Source organism: Permianibacter fluminis (assembly GCF_013179735.1).
GTDB lineage: Bacteria > Pseudomonadota > Gammaproteobacteria > Enterobacterales > Permianibacteraceae > Permianibacter > Permianibacter fluminis.
Window position 1 is genome coordinate 2,410,720 of record NZ_JABMEG010000001.1, and the last position, 16,062, is coordinate 2,426,781.

A 16,062-nucleotide genomic window follows, 5' to 3' on the forward strand; every position below is an offset into this window, starting at 1 on the left:
ACATGATGACCACCGCAACGCGATCCGAATTTGCACGTCTCAAGGGCTTCAAGCCCAGCTACGTGACGAAGTTGATCGGGCTCGGCCGCGTTGTTTTTGCTGATGACAAAGAGCGGTTGATCGATGTTGAGCAGACCGAGGCCAAGCTGGCCGAGACCAGGGACCCAAGCAAGAAGGGGGTAGCGGACAGGCATCAGAAAGCCCGCGTTGACAATGCGGTGACTCAGTTCGTCCGCCATGACGCTCCGGACATTCCAGGCTCTGCGACACAAAGCGCATCGACCGGTGACGACAACACTCCGCTCATCGATGTGTACGACTTTCAGCTGGCCCGAGCTCGCCGCGAAACATTCCTCGCCGACATGGCAAAGGTTGAGCTGGACAAATCTCTTGGCAGTGTGCTGGACCGGTCGGCATCAGAGACCGCCTTTGCGACCGTGATGATCGAGCTGCGGCAGAATCTCAACAACATCAAAGCCCGGCTCGCACCGCAGTTCACGACTGATGTGCACGCCAATTTCGTTTTGCTGGACGAAGCGATTGACGAGGCTCTGCGCCTGACCGTCACCAAGTGCGAAGAGCACATTGAGCAGATCGTAAAAGAGCAGCAATGAACACGCAGCACGTTGCCATCGCCATGCGATCGTTCGTGGCGGGACTTGTGCCGCCCGCAAAACAAACAATCAGCGAGTGGGCTGACACGCAGGGCAACCGGGTACTGTCCAGCACGGAGAGTCCGGAGCCGGGCCAGTGGTCGACGGACCGGGTGCCATACCTGCGCGAAATCATGGACACGCTGTCGCCACATGACCCTTGTCAGCGCACAGTGTTCATGAAGCCGACCCAAGTCGCAGGTACCGAGGCCATCAACAATTGGTGCGGCGCGGTCATTGAGCGGTTTCCGGCGCCGATGCTGGTGGTCCAGCCAACGATTGAGGTCGGCGAGCTGTGGAGCAAGCAGCGTCTGTCCAACGTGATCGCCAACAGCCCGGCGGTTTCGAAGAAGATCCGGCCGTCACGTTCACGTGATTCTGGCAACACCACGATGATGAAGGAGTTCCCCGGCGGCCTCCTTCGGATTGCTGGCGCAAACAGTGCGGCCTCGCTGCGGTCAATGCCGGTCCAGTACCTGGCGCTTGATGAAGTCGACGCGTACGACGATGACGTCGACGGCGAGGGCGACCCTTGCGGCCTCGCTGAAGAGCGCACCAACAACTTTCCGCGCCGGAAAGTGTTTTACAACTCGACGCCCACAATCAAAGGCGCCAGCCGGATCGAAAAGGAATACGAAAAATCAGACCAGCGTCAGTATTTCGTGCCCTGCCCACACTGCGGGCACTACCAGGTGCTGCGCTGGGAACAGATCAAATGGACCGCCGGCGCCCAATTTGCGCATGAAGTCGAGGACTGCTGGTACGAGTGCGAGGCCTGTGCTGAAAAAATCGAAGAGCGCTTCAAGACCGGCATGCTGGAGCAAGGCGAATGGCGGCCACGGTTTCCGGAGCGTACGGTTCGCGGCTATCACCTCAACAGCTTGTACTCTCCACTCGGTCTTGGTCGGACGTGGAGAGAGCGCGCACAGCAGTTTCTGGAAGCCAAAGACGACCCGATTCTGCTGAAGCGGTTTGTGAACACCGCGCTGGCACAAACATGGGAAGACCTCAGCAGCCAGGTCAAGCCGCAGGCGCTGCTGCAGCGGCGTGAGCAATACAAGCTGCGGACCATTCCGCGCGGATGCCTGCTGCTGACGATGGGGGTCGACACTCAGGATGACCGGCTCGAATACCAGATCATCGGTTGGGGTCGCAACGAGACCCGATGGGTAATCGATTACGGCGTCATTCTCGGCGACACCAGTGATCGTGACAGTGACAGCTCGCCCTGGCGGAAGCTTGACGAACTGCGCTCCACGCCAATCCGCAATCAATTCGGCGTCGACATGCGGATTGAAAAGACTGCTGTCGATTCTGGCGGTCACCGAACCGATGAGGTGTATCACTACGCCCGGACCCGCAAGTTCAGCCGGGTCATCGCGCTGCGCGGTGCGAGCCAAGCCGGTAAGCCGATTATCGGAAAGCCGACCAAGGTGGACATCAATCACCGTGGCGTGACCATGCGGAACGGTGCCGAGGTTTTCGTTGTCGGTACCGACACTGCAAAGCACAGCATTTTTGCGCACCTTCACCGAGACGGTGAGCGCCCGGAACTTGAGCGCCGCATCCGATTCAGTGAAGAGCTTGACGAGCCCTATTTTGATCAGCTCACCGCTGAGGTGTTTGACCCGACGCGCAACAAATGGGTCAAGTATCAAAAGCGGCGCAACGAAGCGCTGGACACATTTGTCTATGCAACTGTCGCGGCCTATCACCCTGATATCGCCGTCTACAAATTGCGCGAGCATGACTGGGCGCGCAAAGAATCTTTGTTGGAACCTGTAACCGGCGACCTGTTTGTCGTGGCGCCGGCCGTAACACCCGCCCCGAGCGAAGCACCACGCACCCCGGCACCGGTAATCAGTCCGGTGCCGGTCGTGCGAGCGCTCGAATCTTCAACACCACCGCCTCGCCGCGGTGGACTGTTTATGAGTGACTGACGATGAGCCAAGCAAGCGACATGGTGGCGCTGTATATCACCGCTGAGCAGGCCGTGCTGGAAGGCAAGACTTATCGGCATGGCGAAAAGCTGTGGACGTCTGAAGATCTGGTCGAGATCCGTGCCGGCCGCCGCGAGTGGGAAGCTCGCGTTGCCGCCGAGCAGGGCGGTCGCCGTGCTGGCCCCTCCGTTGCGAGCTTCTGCTGATGAACAAGTTTGAGTCGCTAATCACTACGGTGGCGCCTGTATGGGCAGCGAAGCGGGCACGCGCCCACGATATGGTCGCGGCCTATGAAGCGGCCCGCCAAACCAGGACCCACAAGGCGAAGAAGAGCAAAGGCAGTGGCGAAGTCGTAGCCAGGGTCAGCGGCCGGAGCCTGCGCGAACAAGCTCGCGACCTCGATGAAAATCACGATCTCGCCGCCGGCGTGCTCAACACGCTTGAAACACGCTGCATCGGTGCAAACGGCATTGCGGTTCAGCCTCAGATCAAGCGGATTGGTGGCGGGCTGCACAACGAGTTCATCAAGGAACTGCTGAAGCGCCGCAAAAACTGGGACAAGCGCCCTGATGTCAGCGGCCAGTACAAATGGCCACAGTTGGAGCGCTTGGCGTTCCGGACCTGGCTGCGTGATGGCGAGCTGCTGAGCTTGATCCATGCCGGCAACATCGCCGGGTTGAATCACGGCACGCAAACGCAGATGTCGCTTGAAATGCTGGAAATCGACTTCCTTGCTGACGACATCGACCTTAGCGGTGGCATTGAAATCAACGCATGGGGTCAGCCGACCCGGTACCGACTTTACAAAGGTCATCCCGGCGGTCAGCTGCCAGTGCGCGAAACCAAGTGGGTTTCGGCAAGCCAGCTGCTCCATCCGCGAATCGTGAAGCGCTTCCATCAGTACCGCGGCATTTCCATTTTTGCTGCTGTCATGATTCGTCTGGCTGATATCAAGGACTATGAAGAATCAGAGCGCGTGGCTGCTCGGGTGGCTGCCCGTCTGGCGGCGTACATCAAGAAAGGTGACCCGCAGTCTTACGTCGCCCCAGAGCGCGATGAGTCGGGCAATCCCACTTCCAGCCATCGCCAACTGGAAATCGCCAACGGCATGATTTTCGATGACCTTCTTCCGGGCGAAGAGGTCGGCGTGATCGAAAGCAGTCGGCCGAGCGTGCTGCTGCAGCCGTTTCGGGATGCCATGCAGCGAGCCGTTTCTGCCGGCACAAGAGCTGGGTATTCATCGACTTCCAAAAACTACAACGGCACCTACAGCTCGCAGCGCCAAGAGCTGGTCGAAAACATGGATGAATACGGCGTCATCGCCAACGACTTCATTGGCCAGTTCAGCCAGCCGGTGCACGAATGGTTTGTGCTGACATCTATCTCCAGCGGCTTGAAAGTTCCCGCCGATGTGGATCTGGACACCTTGCTGGATGCGGACTTTCTGGTGCCGCCGATGCCCTGGATCAACCCGGTACACGAAATCAAAGCCAAGACCGACGAAATTCGTGCTGGGCTGTGCTCGCGCAGCAAGCACATTCGCGCAAGCGGCCAGAACCCCGACGATGTCATCGATGAGATTGATCGCGAGCGGGAAGAGGACAACAAGCGCGGATTGGTCTTTGACAGCGATGCTGCAAACGACAAGGCGCCTGCCTCCATCGGCAACACCCCAGCCGAAGAGGACACAAAAGCCCCTGACCACGAACAGCCTGACCAAGAAGTTACCCCGAAAAAGTAAGCCCACCACCAACCAATGTGAGAGCCATCATGTTGCGCACCATGAAACACTTTTTACTTGCCGTCCTCCTGATCGCGTTCGCCGGTCCGAGTTTTGCCGCTTCGGCGACGTACGGCGTTACCGTTCAGAAAATCGTCAACGCCTACTACACCGGCAAAACCGTCAAGGCGATGCTGCTGACGTCGAGCTACACGCCAGACGCCGATGCGCATGATTTTGTCGATGACATTGTTGCGTTTGAGGCGTCCGGCACCGGCTACACCGCCGGCGGCCAGACCGTTACCGCAACCATCACGCTGGACACTGCGACCAACCAGGTGCGCGTAACGTTCACCGCCCCGGTCTGGACCAGCTCCAGCGTTGGCGCGCGCTATCTCGCACTGTATTTCGACATCGGCACCAACTCGCAGGATGAGCTGATCACGGTGATCGATAACGGGTCAACCGTGACCAGTTCCAATAGCACATTTACCTTCGATATCACTGCACCGCTCGTCTTCACGTACTGATCGGGGCATGTCATGTCGTGGCCGAAAACCTTCGTAGGTACCCTCAACACCGATATCGATGCAGCCGGTATCGGAGCATCGAAGGTTTCCGGCTCGACCGGCATCTACAAGCTCACAGGTTGGAGCCGCGCTTATCGGGCTAGCGCTAACGTAACAACCTTCTATCAGTTCAGTGACGCGGTTGCGGATAAGAATTGCCGCGCTGCCCTGGCTCTATTTGTTGACTCAACCACGCTCGTTGAACGCATCGGCGTCACGATGCGTGACACGTCAACAAATGCAACCACCGGTCGCAACAAGGTTCATTTCCGGCTGCGCACGGAAAGCTCAACCGCAGCGTTTTTGGAAATCTTCGGTGTGGTGGGCGGCTCGTTCCCAGGTACGCCAAACGCCAGTGCCGGCTTTACAATTGCGGCCAACACCAATTACACATTCATCTGTGAAGCCAATAACGACGTCTTCACGATTTATGCGGCTGACGGCGTAACAGTCCTCTGCGGTCCGGTCACCATCAGTGACGCGGTGCTGCAGAACCCCGGCAAGATCGGTCTGTATTCATCCAGCACCTCGACAGCCGCCACGGCAGGCGCCAGCGATGGCGGCGGTACCGGCACGCACATTGTCAGTGTGGATTTGACATACCTGAATGCGGATGTCACCGCATCGGGCAGCCCGGCTGGCGTAACGATAACGGCGCCAACAGGGACAGCATCGGCCGCCGGCGGCGATGTGACCGCGTCAGGCGCCCCGGATGACGTTGTGATCACCGCGCCGACCGGCGCGGCTTCCGCTGGCAATCCGCTGGCTATCGCTGAGTTCTTCGGTTCCAACGTGAGTCTGTCGGCATCGACCGTGACCAACGGCAGCACGTCGACGCCGATCGTCAACATCGTGATGCGCAATCCGGAAGGCGGTACGCCTATCTGGCAGCACGTGCGCTTTTGCTTGGTGAACGACAGTTCGGAAAGCAAAACGGCGACAGTCAACATTGACTTGGCCAACGAAGAAAGTGGAACCAATACAGTTCGTTCAACATGGCCGGGCCCGTACCGTGCCAACACACTGAACGACATTGACGCATGGACCGCAATCGCCCGCAGCGCGACCGGCGGAATCCTGACGTTTTCGGTACCGATGGCGCCCGGTGAAACGGTCTACATCTGCTCGATGCCGCCGGGCATCCGCCCGCAGGCGGAAGACTGGATCGCCAAGCTGGTGGCAGCGTACCCAACGCTGATTCACGACGACGTGCCGAGCAGGGTGGCGCTGGGCAGCACAGCTTACAAATGCGACACCGCGCCAACTGTGGCCGACGAGCTGGGCCGCACGATCAGCGGCGAGCCGATGATGGCGTTTCGCATCGGTAACGATGCCGTTGGCGTGCCGGCACTGAAGCCGGAAATCTGTTTGTTTTCGATGCTGCACCCGGGCGAAGACCACGGGTTCATCCAGCTGCGCGGTTGCGTCGACAAATTGCTGAGCGATGCCACGTACGCCACGCTGCGGAACTCATTCAATTTTGTAGTGCGCCCCATCGGCGCACCAAACGGAACCAAAGGCGGTTACCGCCGGTACGAGCCGCGCGTCGGCTTTTCAGACGGCGACAACCTGAACCGTGAATGGAAACCGTCAACGCTGAACCAGACGGCGCAAAAGTGGCAGGCGCTACTCAACACCGACCATGGTGCGAGCTTTTCGCGGGTCCGCGCGCTGGTCGATTTTCACGACTTGTCGGCCGGCTCGCAGGTAGCGTTCTATTACTACCGGGCTGAATCCCCGAATCTTGCCGCGTTGCGAGCAGTGGTTGAGGCCGCAATTCCTGGTATCGCATCGCAGCCAAGCACCAACGACAGCACTACGACCGACTATTTCATCAACACCAAAGGTGTTGGTCCGGCGATGACCGCGGAAGTGAGCGATCAAGCTGCATCGCTCGCGGGATATATGGCAGTCGGCGCAGGCTGGGCCGCGACCATCAAAGGTTGGTTTGAAGCGGGCTTGCTTGGCGTGGATGCGTCCGGCGCTGCACCGACAATCACGGTCAGCGCGCCAACAGGCAACGCCTCTGCTGGTGGCGCAGATGTAACGGGTGGCGGTACGCCATCACCGGTTGCCGTGAGCGCGCCAACGGGCAATGCCACTGCTGGCGGCAGCGACGTTACCGGTGGCGGCGCGCCGTCATCGGTAACTGTGAGCGCGCCAACTGGCACCGCAAACGCAAGCAGCAACGTCACCGCTTCCGGCGTGCCGCCCGGTGTCAATGTCGCCGCGCCAAGCGGCCGCATTGAGGTTCCGGCTGGTGCGGGAGGGACGCCTGACGCCATCGAAACGAATAGCCCGGAAGGGCAGATCGTTGTCACCGTGGATGCGCTACTCGGTGCAATTTTCGTTGAAATGCCACCTGAACTGCGCCGCATCAATCTTTGAGGGCTGAACATGTTTGAGCGCAAACGGGTCGGATTCCACTTTGAGGAAGACGGAACGCTGGCTGTAGAAAAGCCAGCCTATAGCGCAATTAGTTACACGCTCGGCGTCAAAAACAGACTCAACGGCGGCCTCATCGCCGGGGCGCCGACATGGGTCATTCCGGACGGCACCACCGTTGTAAAGAGCGCTGAAAGCAACACGACGACGAGCGTAACGGTACGCCTCGGCGGCGGCGTTGCGGGCGAGCGGCACTTGATCAAATGCCGCTGGCAAAGCAGCAACGGCGATCAAGACGAAACCGAGTTCGCGTTAGTCATCATTTAACCACTTCACTTTCCACACCCAACCCCGCCCAGTGCGGGGTTTTTGTTTGAGGGGTTTCCATGAAAACAACACATTTCCGTCGTTCGAATCTGGCGCTGCTGGTGGCCGCAACGGCAATGGCAAGCGTGCCGATGGCGGGGCCGCAGGCGCACGGCGAAGGCTGGTACACCATGCGCGCAAGCGCCGGCACGGCTGAGGTGTTCTTGTACGGCGAAATTGGCCCTTGGGGCGTCACGGCAAGTGACTTCAACAAAGAGTTGCGTTCAGTCGCCAAAGGCATGCAGCACATCATGCTGCGCTTGTCGTCGCCCGGCGGCTCCATCGTCGACGGCCTTGCCATTTACAACATGGTCCGTGACCTGAAGATCAAAACCACGTGCGTCATCGATGCGCTGGCAGCATCCATGGGCTCGATCATCGCGCTGGCCTGCGACACCGTTCAGATGCGCGACAACGCGCTCTACATGATTCACAACCCGTGGACATGGGCCGCCGGCGATGCGGATCAGCTGCGCAAGCAAGCCGACCTGCTCGACAAAAATCGCGACAACATGGTTGCCATCTACGCCCGCAAGTCGAGCAAAGAAGCCGACGCCATCAAGCAGCTGATGGCTGACGAAACCTGGTACACCGCCGCTGAAGCCATCGAAGCCGGTTTTGTCGATGAAGTGATTGAATCCCTCGACGACCAAGCCCGCGCCAGTCTGCGCATTCACGACACATTCAAGCTTGAAAACTACAGCGACTTGCAGCGCGCACCACAGGCGCATCTCAAGGCGTTGTTTACCCCGCCCTTGGCCACCGACACCGGGGCTAATACCACCACTGATGAGGATGATCCCATGAAACGACGTAACCCTTTCCCGGCTGTCGCCAACCCGCCTGGTGCGGTGGTTGTCACGCCGGCCGTTGCCGCCCCGGCAGTGGCAACTACTGATGAGGCCGCGATCCGCGCGCAAACTCTGGCGCAGGACCAAGCTCGCCGCAACGGCATTTCGGCGCTGTTTGCCCGCTTCGGCGATGCACACAACGATCTGCGCGATCAGTGCCTCAACGATCACGCCTGCAGCATCGAAAAGGCCAGCCAAGACTTGCTGGCCAAACTGACTCCGGCCAGTAACCCGACCACCCCGACCGCCGGCCCGTCGCGGATTGATGTTGGCCAGGATGCGCAGCAAAAATTCATTCTCGGCGCCACCTCCGCGCTGGAAATTCGCGCAGGCTTCGCTGCCAACGACCCGCAGAACGAGTTCCGCGGCTACACCCTGCGTGAAATTGCCCGGGCGTGTCTGCAGCGTGCCGGCATCGCGGATCGCGGCATGGACACCATGACCATGATCGGTGTGGCATTCACCCACGGCACCAGCGACTTCTCCAAGATTCTGGAGAACGTGGCAAACAAAGCACTGCTGCGCGGCGCGGAAGAAGCGGGCGAGACCTTCCAGCTGTTCACCAACAAAGGCAATCTGGCTGACTTCAAGATCGCCAAGCGCGCCAGCTTGAACGACTTCCCAGCCTTGCTGGAGGTTCCGGAGGGTGCTGAATACAAGTACGCCAGCGTCGGCGATAAGGGCGAACAGATTCAGCTGGCCACCTATGGCCGCATGTTTGCCATCACCCGCCAAGCCATCATCAACGATGATCTGGATGCGTTCAGCAAAATCCCGCGCGCCATGTCTCGGGCGGCCTACCGCACCGTCGGCAACCTGGTCTTCGCCATCCTGACCGGTAACCCGAACATGGCCGACGGCTTTGCCGTGTTTGACAACACCAACCACAAAAACCAGCCGACCAACGCCGCTTTGTCGCAGGCATCCATCGACATCATGCGTGTTGCAATGGCGCTGCAGAAAGACGGCACCAGTGGTGCGCCGCTGAACATCACGCCCAAGCACCTGCTCGTGCCACAAGCGCTGAAAGGCAAGGCCATCGCTGCAATCGAGTCTGAGACCGACCTCACTCAAGCCAACAGCAAGTCGCCAAACATCATCCGCAACATCGCGGGCGTTATCGCCGATGCGCGTCTGGATGTGGCCAGCGCCACCGCGTACTACCTGCTGGCTGATCAAAATCAGTTCGACACTATCGAAGTCGCCTATCTGGATGGCAACGATGCGCCGGTGCTGGAGCGTCAGGACGGCTGGAAGGTGGATGGCGTGGAATTCAAGGTGCGCATGGACGCCGGTGTCCGCGCCCTGGATCACCGCACCATGGTCAAGAACGCCGGCGCGTAATCGCTGGCTTAACCCTCAATCAAAGCAAACGAAATGGGCTGCGCTGCAGCCCATTTCAATTTTCCCCTGCAGCTAAGGTGCCGTTTGCCTGAGTTGCAACATGTGAGGAACTGCAAGCATGAAAAACTATGTTCATCGTGGCGACACCGTCGAACTGACGGCGCCCTACGCGGTATCGTCGGGCGGCGGCTGCAAGGTCGGTTCGATCTTCGCCGTTGCCATCAATGATGTGGCTAACGGCGCCAAAGGTCAGTTTCACCGCACTGGCTGCTTCGATCTGCCGAAGACCACCGGTGAAGCATGGACTGTCGGCGCCAAGCTGTACTGGAACGACACCACCAAGGCGGTCACCACCACTGTCAGCACCAACTTGCTGATCGGTGTGGCGGAAGAAGCGGCAGCATCGGGCGACACTGTCGGCCGCATTCTGCTCGGCAACTTCGCTTAATCGCCGTGCGCTGGGACCAACTCCCGCACAAGATTGCGGGCCGGCTGTTTCGCGACGCCGTGCCCGCAATTTTTCACGGTGCCGATAGCGATGTGCCGTGCCGTGTCATTCCGGATCGTGAATTCCTGAGTGGTGCATCTGGCACAGCCAATGATGCGCTCTGGCGCTTTGAATTCCTGATCGAGGAAGTCGGCCGGCCCGACCGTGGCAATGAATTTACCGTGCTTGGCAGGCGCTATCGCGTCACCCGCATGGATGCCGACGATGGGGTAGTGGCCCGCGTCTTAGCCTCGGAGCGCCCAGAATGATCGAGCGTGAACTGAAATTGGCTCTGAAGGCGCGGCTGGAAACGGTCACCAAGGCCAATGGCTATCTGACGGATTCCGGGCTGCAGGTAAAGCTTGGCTGGCCGGCGTATGCCATCAGCGCGTTCAATCGCGGCGACATGATCGCCATTCAACCCAACACAACGGATTCACAGCCGCACACGCAATCACTTCACGATTGCGAGCTCGGCGTGTTGATTGTGGGTATCACCAGCGAACCCGATGAGCCGGATCTGCGGCTGGATGAGTTCCTGACCGATTTTCGCAAGGCGATGTTTACCGGTGCCGAGATTGATCAGCGAATCATCGATATCAGGCAGGACGGCAAGGGCGAGTACGAACTGGATGAAGACGGTGGCCTGGCCTATCTGCATCTGCCCATTCGCATCCAATACCAAGCCGACTTTCTAACTTAATCCGAGGCTTCCCATGACGACCTCAAACGATGTGGCCGAGACGCTGCAGGGCGAAGCCTTGCCCGATCCCCTGCCGAAGAGCGGCGGCACTTACAGCCGGCTGCCAAACGGCCGCGTCGTGCCGCTCGAAGCGGCCGAACCCGCAACCGAAATTACCACCCCGACGGCAGTGCCGGCGGCTGATCCCGAAACCGTGCAAGAGGATTGATCATGGCACTGAAAGTTCGAAACAAAATTCTGCTGGCGAAATCGGAAGTCACCTACGGTACCGACCCGGTACCGACCGGTGCCGCCAACGCCGTCCTGACGCGCTCGCTTGAATTGACGGCGATCGAAGCGGAAGAAGTGGAGCGGGAGCTGCTTCGCGGCACGCCCGGCAATAACCCCAAGCTGCTGGCAGGCGTTCACTGCGCCCTGACTTTTCAGGTGGAAATTCAAGGGGCTGGCGCTGCCGGCACCGCGCCTGGTTATGGAGCCATCCTGAAAGGCTGCGCCCATTCAGAAACCATCTCTGCCGGCGTTGACGTTCAATACACGCCCGTCAACACCAACGAAGGTTCCACCACCTTCTATGTCTACCACGACGGCATTCTGCACAAGATTACCGGTGCCCGTGGCAGCGTGAAGTACACCTTCGCTGTCGGCGGCATCCCGGTGATGGAATTCACTTTCATCGGTCTCTACAACGCGCCTATCGCGCAAGCAAACCCGACCGGCACATTCACCGCCTTCAAGGCGCCGAAAGTCGTCAGCAACGCGCTCGGCACGTTCTCGCTGGGCGGCTTTGCGGCAAAGCTGGAGACCTTCGAGTTGGATGTTGCGGTTGAGCGCACTTATCACGAGCTGATCGGTGCCAAGTCCATCGAGGTCACCGATCGCAAGCCAGCCGGCACGCTGACCATCGAAGAGCCGACGCTGGCAACCAAAGATTACTGGGCGGAAGTGCTGGCGGAAAACGAGCTCGCCGTCTCGATGCAGCACGGCAACGTGGCCGGCTCCATCGTTTCCATCACCGCGCAAAAGCTGCAGCTAGGCAAGCCATCACGCACCGAGAAGAACGGCGTTTCCATGCTGCAAATCCCGTTCACCGTTAACGATGACTACATCCTGAAGGTCGCCTAATGTTTCGATTCCAGAAAGTTCCGCGGGTATCGTGGCCGGTCACGATTCGTGTTCCGGAAGATGGTGGTGTCATCGGCGAAAAACCGGTGACCATCACCTACAAGCTGATCACGCACGAAGAGTTCAAGAAGCTCAGTGATGAAAACGATATCGCCCTGCTCAAGGCAGTAGTGGTCGGCTTCAAGGACTTCGAAGACGAAAACGGCAATCCGCTGCTCTTCAGCCAGGAAAACCTTCACGACCTGTTGCAGCACGCCTTCATCCGGATGCCGCTGTTCACCGGCTATATGCAGGCGTCGGCGGCGGCCCCGGCAAAAAACTGATCGCGGCGGCGCGGCGCTGGGCGAGTTCCAGCGTCAGCGCCGCCGACCTCGACGATCTGGAAGCCGAGCTGCGCAGTTGCAACGCCCCGGAAGAGGTGATCGCCGAAGCGCTGCAGTCCCGGCGTGGTGAAGAGCTGGAAATTCTGCCGGAAAACGCAACAGCAGTCCGCGCACTGCAGCTGTGCGGCACGCAGTGGCGCATGCACCCCAACGGACTGCCCTACGGCCTGGACTATCAAGCTGCCGAACTGCCGTGGCGCTACGCCGGGCTGGTGCTCACCGGTGAAGATTTTGCGCGGCTTCAGCTGCTCGAAAACACCGCAATCGAAACCTTTCGCGAAAACGCTTCATCCCGGTCGCCCGGTCTCGGCGCCTGACACTTCTCTTTGAGAATCCATCCATGACTGATGTCACCATCCGCCTGGCGGCGGACGGCTCTTTGCTGGTTAGTGGCATGCAGCAGGGCGAGAACGCCGTCAAACGCTTCACCGCCACCGCGCAAAGCAGTGTCGACGCCACCAGCAGCAGCTTCAAGCAGCTGCAGTCTGATGTTGGTTTGGTTGCGCGGGCGTGGGCCGTCATTACGGCCGGCAAATTTGCTGCCGGTTTGTTCTCGCAGGCTGCTGCTGCCGAGCAAACACAGATTCGCCTGCAAAACTTGTCAGGCAGCGCGGATGCCTACGCCCGCAACCAGGCGTATCTGTCGCAGCTGGCGACGCGGTACGGCCAAGACCTGCAAACCCTTTCTGGTAGCTATGTGCGCGTGCTGGCACTGGAAGAGGCCCGCATTGTCAGTGGCCAGCAGGGGCGCGAGATTCTGGAAGGCATGGCCAACGCCTCGGCATTTTTGGGCGCCAGCCAAGCCCAAACCGCGCAAAGCATGTTCGGCCTCTCGCAAGCACTAACATCCGGTACCGTGCGCGCGGAAGAGCTGAACCAGGTCACCGAGCCGCTGCCTGGCTTGTTGCAAAAACTCGACAAGGCATCCGGACAAACCGCCGGCGGCTTCCGGCGCATGGTGGTCGACGGCAAAGTCACCTCAGACATGTTCCGCGACACGCTGATCCGGGCGCTGTCCGAGTATGACGGCGCCGCAGAAAAAGCCGCCAAGAGCACGCAAGGCAGTTTGAATCTGATGGGCAATGCAGTGACATCGCTGCAGCTTGCCTTTACGCAAGCAACCGGCGGGCCGCTGTCGGTGTTCGCAGAGGGTTTTGCCAACATCGCCAGCGTGATGGCCAGCCCCGGCATGGTCCCGTTGATTCAGGGCACGCTGGCTGCTGGCATCGCACTGGTGTCGGTCCGTACCCTGCAGGCAGCAGATGCGGCCATCGGCCGTGTGGTTGCAGCTCGACTGGAAGCCGCTGCGAACGTTGATGCTGCACGCGCCGCTATGGCGATGGCAGCTGCCAACGTCGAAGCGGCGAAAACGGAATATGCCCTTGCCGCTGCTGAAGCAAACACCGCTCGCGCTGCCGCTGCAGCCACCCCCGGCTTCTTCCTGAACGCCGCCGCGGTTGAAGCGCTGCGCGAAGCCGAAGCAAACGAACTGGCCATGAAGGCGGCGGTGAGCGTTGCTGAGAACAAAGAGATCGGCACCAAAGGCGTGCTCAATGCCGCCACTCATCGTCTTGCGCAAGCCAACAACGTGCTCGGCAAAGCGACAGCGTTTCTTGGTGGCCCATTCGGCATAGCGATCGCTGCTCTTGCCTTCATTGCTCCGTTGCTGTTTCAAACCGCCAGCGCCAACGATGCGGCGGCCGCGGCGACTGACCGCAACGCCGCTGCTACGGCCCGGCTCGCCGCGCAAGAGCAAAACCTGCTCGATAAGCGGCTTGGCGCGGTCAAGTCGGAATCTCTGAGTGCGGCGCAGGCTGAAGCGCGGCTGCGTACAGCCGAACGCATGCTGATCACCGCCGAAAAGGGTTTGCAACTTTCGGTCGCGTCCAACGGTGCCCGTAGCGAAGAGGCCAAGCAGGCGCAGCAGCTGGTGACCTACTGGCGCGGTTTGATCGCGGTCTACGAAGAGGCTCGCCAGAAAACGCCGGCCGCTGCCGAAGCCAACAAGAATCTGGCCCAGTTCAACAAGGAGCTGCAAGAGCGCATCAATACGCTCGGCCTCACCGGCGTCGCGCTCGATGCCTACAAGCTCACCCAGCTGGCGGCAAACGCCACCGACAAAACGGCGCTCAATGACGGTCAGCGCCTAGTCCAGCTGTATCGCGACAAAGAGGCCGCGATACAGGCCGAAAACGAAGCCAAGAAGCGTGCCGAAGAGATTGAGCAGCGGGCGAAGTCGCTCAACACGCAGCTGATCCAAACCTTTCAGCAGCGCATGGCGCTGGACAAGCAGCACGCCACCAATGTCCAGGCCCTGAAAATCTATTATGCCGGCAACGCCGCTCAGCTCGATCTGCTGCTCAAACTGGAGCAGCAGGACTACGACATGAAGGTGAAGCTGCTGGATCCGCATCAGCAGCTGCTCAAGAACCTGGAAGATGAAGAGAAAACCCTGCGCGATCAAGTCAACGCCCGCCAAGGCGCTAATCGCGAAGGCTTCATCGCTCTGCAACTGGCCAAGGCCGGTACCGACGCTGATGCGGCCGAACGGGATGCGATTCGGCAAAAGGCCGGTGCCATCTATGACCTGACCCAAGCGCTGCGCCAACAGCAGCGTGAAGACGAACAACGCCGCAGCACACTCGACACCATCCGCGAGGCCGGTGGCGCTCCAGATAGCGAAGCGCTCGGCGGCATCAATCTGCCGGAGTTCTCGGCGTCAGAGCAGCTGGCGCAGGATCACGCCGTGCAGTTGGCGATGCTCGATGAGTTCTACCAGGCCAAGCAGACAAAGCTCGCAGAAAGCCTGGAGCAGGGGCGCCTGACCCAGCAGGAGTATCAAGAGCAAGCCCTCTTGGTGGCCAGTGAGTACGGCACCCAGTTTCTTGCCCTGCAGCAGATTCATGCTGACGAAGAAAATACGCTCAACGCGCAGCGATCGGCCATGGCCATCTGGTGGGAGCAGCTGACTGCCCGGCAAAAGATTCAGGTCGGCATCGGCGCGTTAACGCAGATCACGGCGCAACTGGCAAACCACAGCCGCAAAGCATTCGAAATCAACAAGGCCGCCGGTCTCGCCAACGCGATTGTCGGCACCTACTCAGGTGTCGCGATGGCGCTGGAGAATCCGTGGCCGCTGAACCTGATTGCGGCAGCGTCGGTACTGGCCACCGGCATCATGCAAATCAAGCAGATCAAGTCGGCCAAGTTTGGCGGTGGGGGAGGTGGTGGCGGCGGCTCCATCAGCACCGGTGGTGGCGCAGCTGCTGTCACGGCAGCCACCAACAGCGCGCCACAACTCCCGCAAGTCATTGGCACCAGTACCGTCATCGGCGGCGCTCCCAATGGTGGCACCACCATCAATGTCACCGTCGGCGATGTCCACGGTGACGGCATGACGGCGTCTGAACTCGATAGCCAGATGACCAAAGTCGTGCACCGTGAAATCGTGCCGGCGTTTGCCGATGCGGTCGCCCGCGATGCAATGCCCGTTCAATCCACTTCCCGATTTGCCCGCGATATTCGAGGCGACAAGTAAG

At 59.9% G+C, this 16,062-nt stretch carries 16 protein-coding genes; all 16 read left to right on the plus strand.

Going from position 1 to position 16,062, the window contains the following annotated elements:
• Positions 1-2: 2 nt before the first annotated feature.
• The 16 genes from HPT27_RS10535 to HPT27_RS10610 all read left to right on the plus strand — a co-directional run bounded on the left by HPT27_RS10535 (position 3) and on the right by HPT27_RS10610 (position 16,061).
• Positions 3-614, plus strand: a complete 612-nt coding sequence (locus HPT27_RS10535; protein WP_172242815.1) for a hypothetical protein — start codon at positions 3-5, stop codon at positions 612-614.
• On the plus strand, positions 611-2,593 hold the full coding sequence (locus HPT27_RS10540) for a phage terminase large subunit family protein (protein WP_172242817.1): 1,983 nt from the start codon (positions 611-613) through the stop codon (positions 2,591-2,593). The genes HPT27_RS10535 and HPT27_RS10540 overlap by 4 nt, the downstream gene beginning before the upstream one ends.
• Before the next feature lie 2 nt (positions 2,594-2,595).
• Positions 2,596-2,799 carry a primosomal replication protein PriB/PriC domain protein gene (locus HPT27_RS10545; RefSeq protein WP_172242820.1) on the plus strand — a complete coding sequence of 68 codons (204 nt, stop codon included), beginning with the start codon at positions 2,596-2,598 and terminating at the stop codon, positions 2,797-2,799.
• The gene (locus tag HPT27_RS10550; protein WP_172242823.1) at positions 2,799-4,334 is read left to right on the plus strand and encodes a phage portal protein; all 1,536 of its coding nucleotides are present in this window, start codon (positions 2,799-2,801) and stop codon (positions 4,332-4,334) included. Before HPT27_RS10545 ends, HPT27_RS10550 begins: the two co-directional genes overlap by 1 nt.
• Before the next feature lie 29 nt (positions 4,335-4,363).
• Positions 4,364-4,843, plus strand: a complete 480-nt coding sequence (locus HPT27_RS10555) for a hypothetical protein (RefSeq protein WP_172242826.1) — start codon at positions 4,364-4,366, stop codon at positions 4,841-4,843.
• 12 nt (positions 4,844-4,855) lie between these two features.
• Positions 4,856-7,270: a M14 family zinc carboxypeptidase gene (locus tag HPT27_RS10560; RefSeq protein WP_172242829.1), complete on the plus strand. Its 2,415-nt coding sequence runs from the start codon at positions 4,856-4,858 to the stop codon at positions 7,268-7,270.
• A gap of 9 nt (positions 7,271-7,279) precedes the next feature.
• Positions 7,280-7,594, plus strand: coding sequence for a phage fiber-tail adaptor protein (locus tag HPT27_RS10565; RefSeq protein ID WP_172242832.1), 315 nt, complete (start codon positions 7,280-7,282; stop codon positions 7,592-7,594).
• 59 nt (positions 7,595-7,653) lie between these two features.
• Positions 7,654-9,828: a ClpP-like prohead protease/major capsid protein fusion protein gene (locus tag HPT27_RS10570; RefSeq protein WP_172242835.1), complete on the plus strand. Its 2,175-nt coding sequence runs from the start codon at positions 7,654-7,656 to the stop codon at positions 9,826-9,828.
• 118 nt (positions 9,829-9,946) lie between these two features.
• Positions 9,947-10,276, plus strand: coding sequence for a DUF2190 family protein (locus tag HPT27_RS10575; RefSeq protein ID WP_172242838.1), 330 nt, complete (start codon positions 9,947-9,949; stop codon positions 10,274-10,276).
• 5 nt (positions 10,277-10,281) lie between these two features.
• A complete protein-coding gene (locus HPT27_RS10580; RefSeq protein WP_172242841.1) occupies positions 10,282-10,584 on the plus strand; it encodes a head-tail joining protein in 303 nt (100 codons plus the stop codon).
• Entirely contained in the window at positions 10,581-11,018 is a 438-nt protein-coding gene (locus HPT27_RS10585; RefSeq protein WP_172242844.1) for a hypothetical protein, read from the plus strand. The genes HPT27_RS10580 and HPT27_RS10585 overlap by 4 nt, the downstream gene beginning before the upstream one ends.
• A 13-nt stretch (positions 11,019-11,031) precedes the next feature.
• Positions 11,032-11,226, plus strand: a complete 195-nt coding sequence (locus HPT27_RS10590) for a hypothetical protein (RefSeq protein WP_172242847.1) — start codon at positions 11,032-11,034, stop codon at positions 11,224-11,226.
• Positions 11,227-11,228: 2 nt separating this feature from the next.
• Entirely contained in the window at positions 11,229-12,140 is a 912-nt protein-coding gene (locus HPT27_RS10595) for a phage tail tube protein (RefSeq protein ID WP_172242850.1), read from the plus strand.
• Positions 12,140-12,463 (plus strand): hypothetical protein, encoded by a 324-nt coding sequence (locus HPT27_RS10600; RefSeq protein ID WP_172242853.1) that lies wholly within the window; start codon positions 12,140-12,142, stop codon positions 12,461-12,463. The genes HPT27_RS10595 and HPT27_RS10600 overlap by 1 nt, the downstream gene beginning before the upstream one ends.
• A 95-nt stretch (positions 12,464-12,558) precedes the next feature.
• On the plus strand, positions 12,559-12,840 hold the full coding sequence (locus tag HPT27_RS10605; RefSeq protein WP_172242856.1) for a DUF1799 domain-containing protein: 282 nt from the start codon (positions 12,559-12,561) through the stop codon (positions 12,838-12,840).
• A 23-nt stretch (positions 12,841-12,863) separates the two neighbouring features.
• Positions 12,864-16,061 carry a tape measure protein gene (locus HPT27_RS10610; protein WP_172242859.1) on the plus strand — a complete coding sequence of 1,066 codons (3,198 nt, stop codon included), beginning with the start codon at positions 12,864-12,866 and terminating at the stop codon, positions 16,059-16,061.
• The last annotated feature ends 1 nt before the right edge of the window (position 16,062 follow it).

Bases quoted from the DNA above. Each gene is read 5' to 3' on its own strand.
- HPT27_RS10545 (WP_172242820.1), top strand. From the start codon at position 2,596: ATGAGCCAAGCAAGCGACATGGTGGCGCTGTATATCACCGCTGAGCAG.
- HPT27_RS10555 (WP_172242826.1), top strand. From the start codon at position 4,364: ATGTTGCGCACCATGAAACACTTTTTACTTGCCGTCCTCCTGATCGCG.
- HPT27_RS10600 (WP_172242853.1), top strand. From the start codon at position 12,140: ATGTTTCGATTCCAGAAAGTTCCGCGGGTATCGTGGCCGGTCACGATT.
- HPT27_RS10570 (WP_172242835.1), top strand. From the start codon at position 7,654: ATGAAAACAACACATTTCCGTCGTTCGAATCTGGCGCTGCTGGTGGCC.
- HPT27_RS10610 (WP_172242859.1), top strand. From the start codon at position 12,864: ATGACTGATGTCACCATCCGCCTGGCGGCGGACGGCTCTTTGCTGGTT.
- HPT27_RS10595 (WP_172242850.1), top strand. From the start codon at position 11,229: ATGGCACTGAAAGTTCGAAACAAAATTCTGCTGGCGAAATCGGAAGTC.
- HPT27_RS10590 (WP_172242847.1), top strand. From the start codon at position 11,032: ATGACGACCTCAAACGATGTGGCCGAGACGCTGCAGGGCGAAGCCTTG.
- HPT27_RS10565 (WP_172242832.1), top strand. From the start codon at position 7,280: ATGTTTGAGCGCAAACGGGTCGGATTCCACTTTGAGGAAGACGGAACG.
- HPT27_RS10585 (WP_172242844.1), top strand. From the start codon at position 10,581: ATGATCGAGCGTGAACTGAAATTGGCTCTGAAGGCGCGGCTGGAAACG.
- HPT27_RS10535 (WP_172242815.1), top strand. From the start codon at position 3: ATGATGACCACCGCAACGCGATCCGAATTTGCACGTCTCAAGGGCTTC.
- HPT27_RS10575 (WP_172242838.1), top strand. From the start codon at position 9,947: ATGAAAAACTATGTTCATCGTGGCGACACCGTCGAACTGACGGCGCCC.
- HPT27_RS10540 (WP_172242817.1), top strand. From the start codon at position 611: ATGAACACGCAGCACGTTGCCATCGCCATGCGATCGTTCGTGGCGGGA.
- HPT27_RS10560 (WP_172242829.1), top strand. From the start codon at position 4,856: ATGTCGTGGCCGAAAACCTTCGTAGGTACCCTCAACACCGATATCGAT.
- HPT27_RS10550 (WP_172242823.1), top strand. From the start codon at position 2,799: ATGAACAAGTTTGAGTCGCTAATCACTACGGTGGCGCCTGTATGGGCA.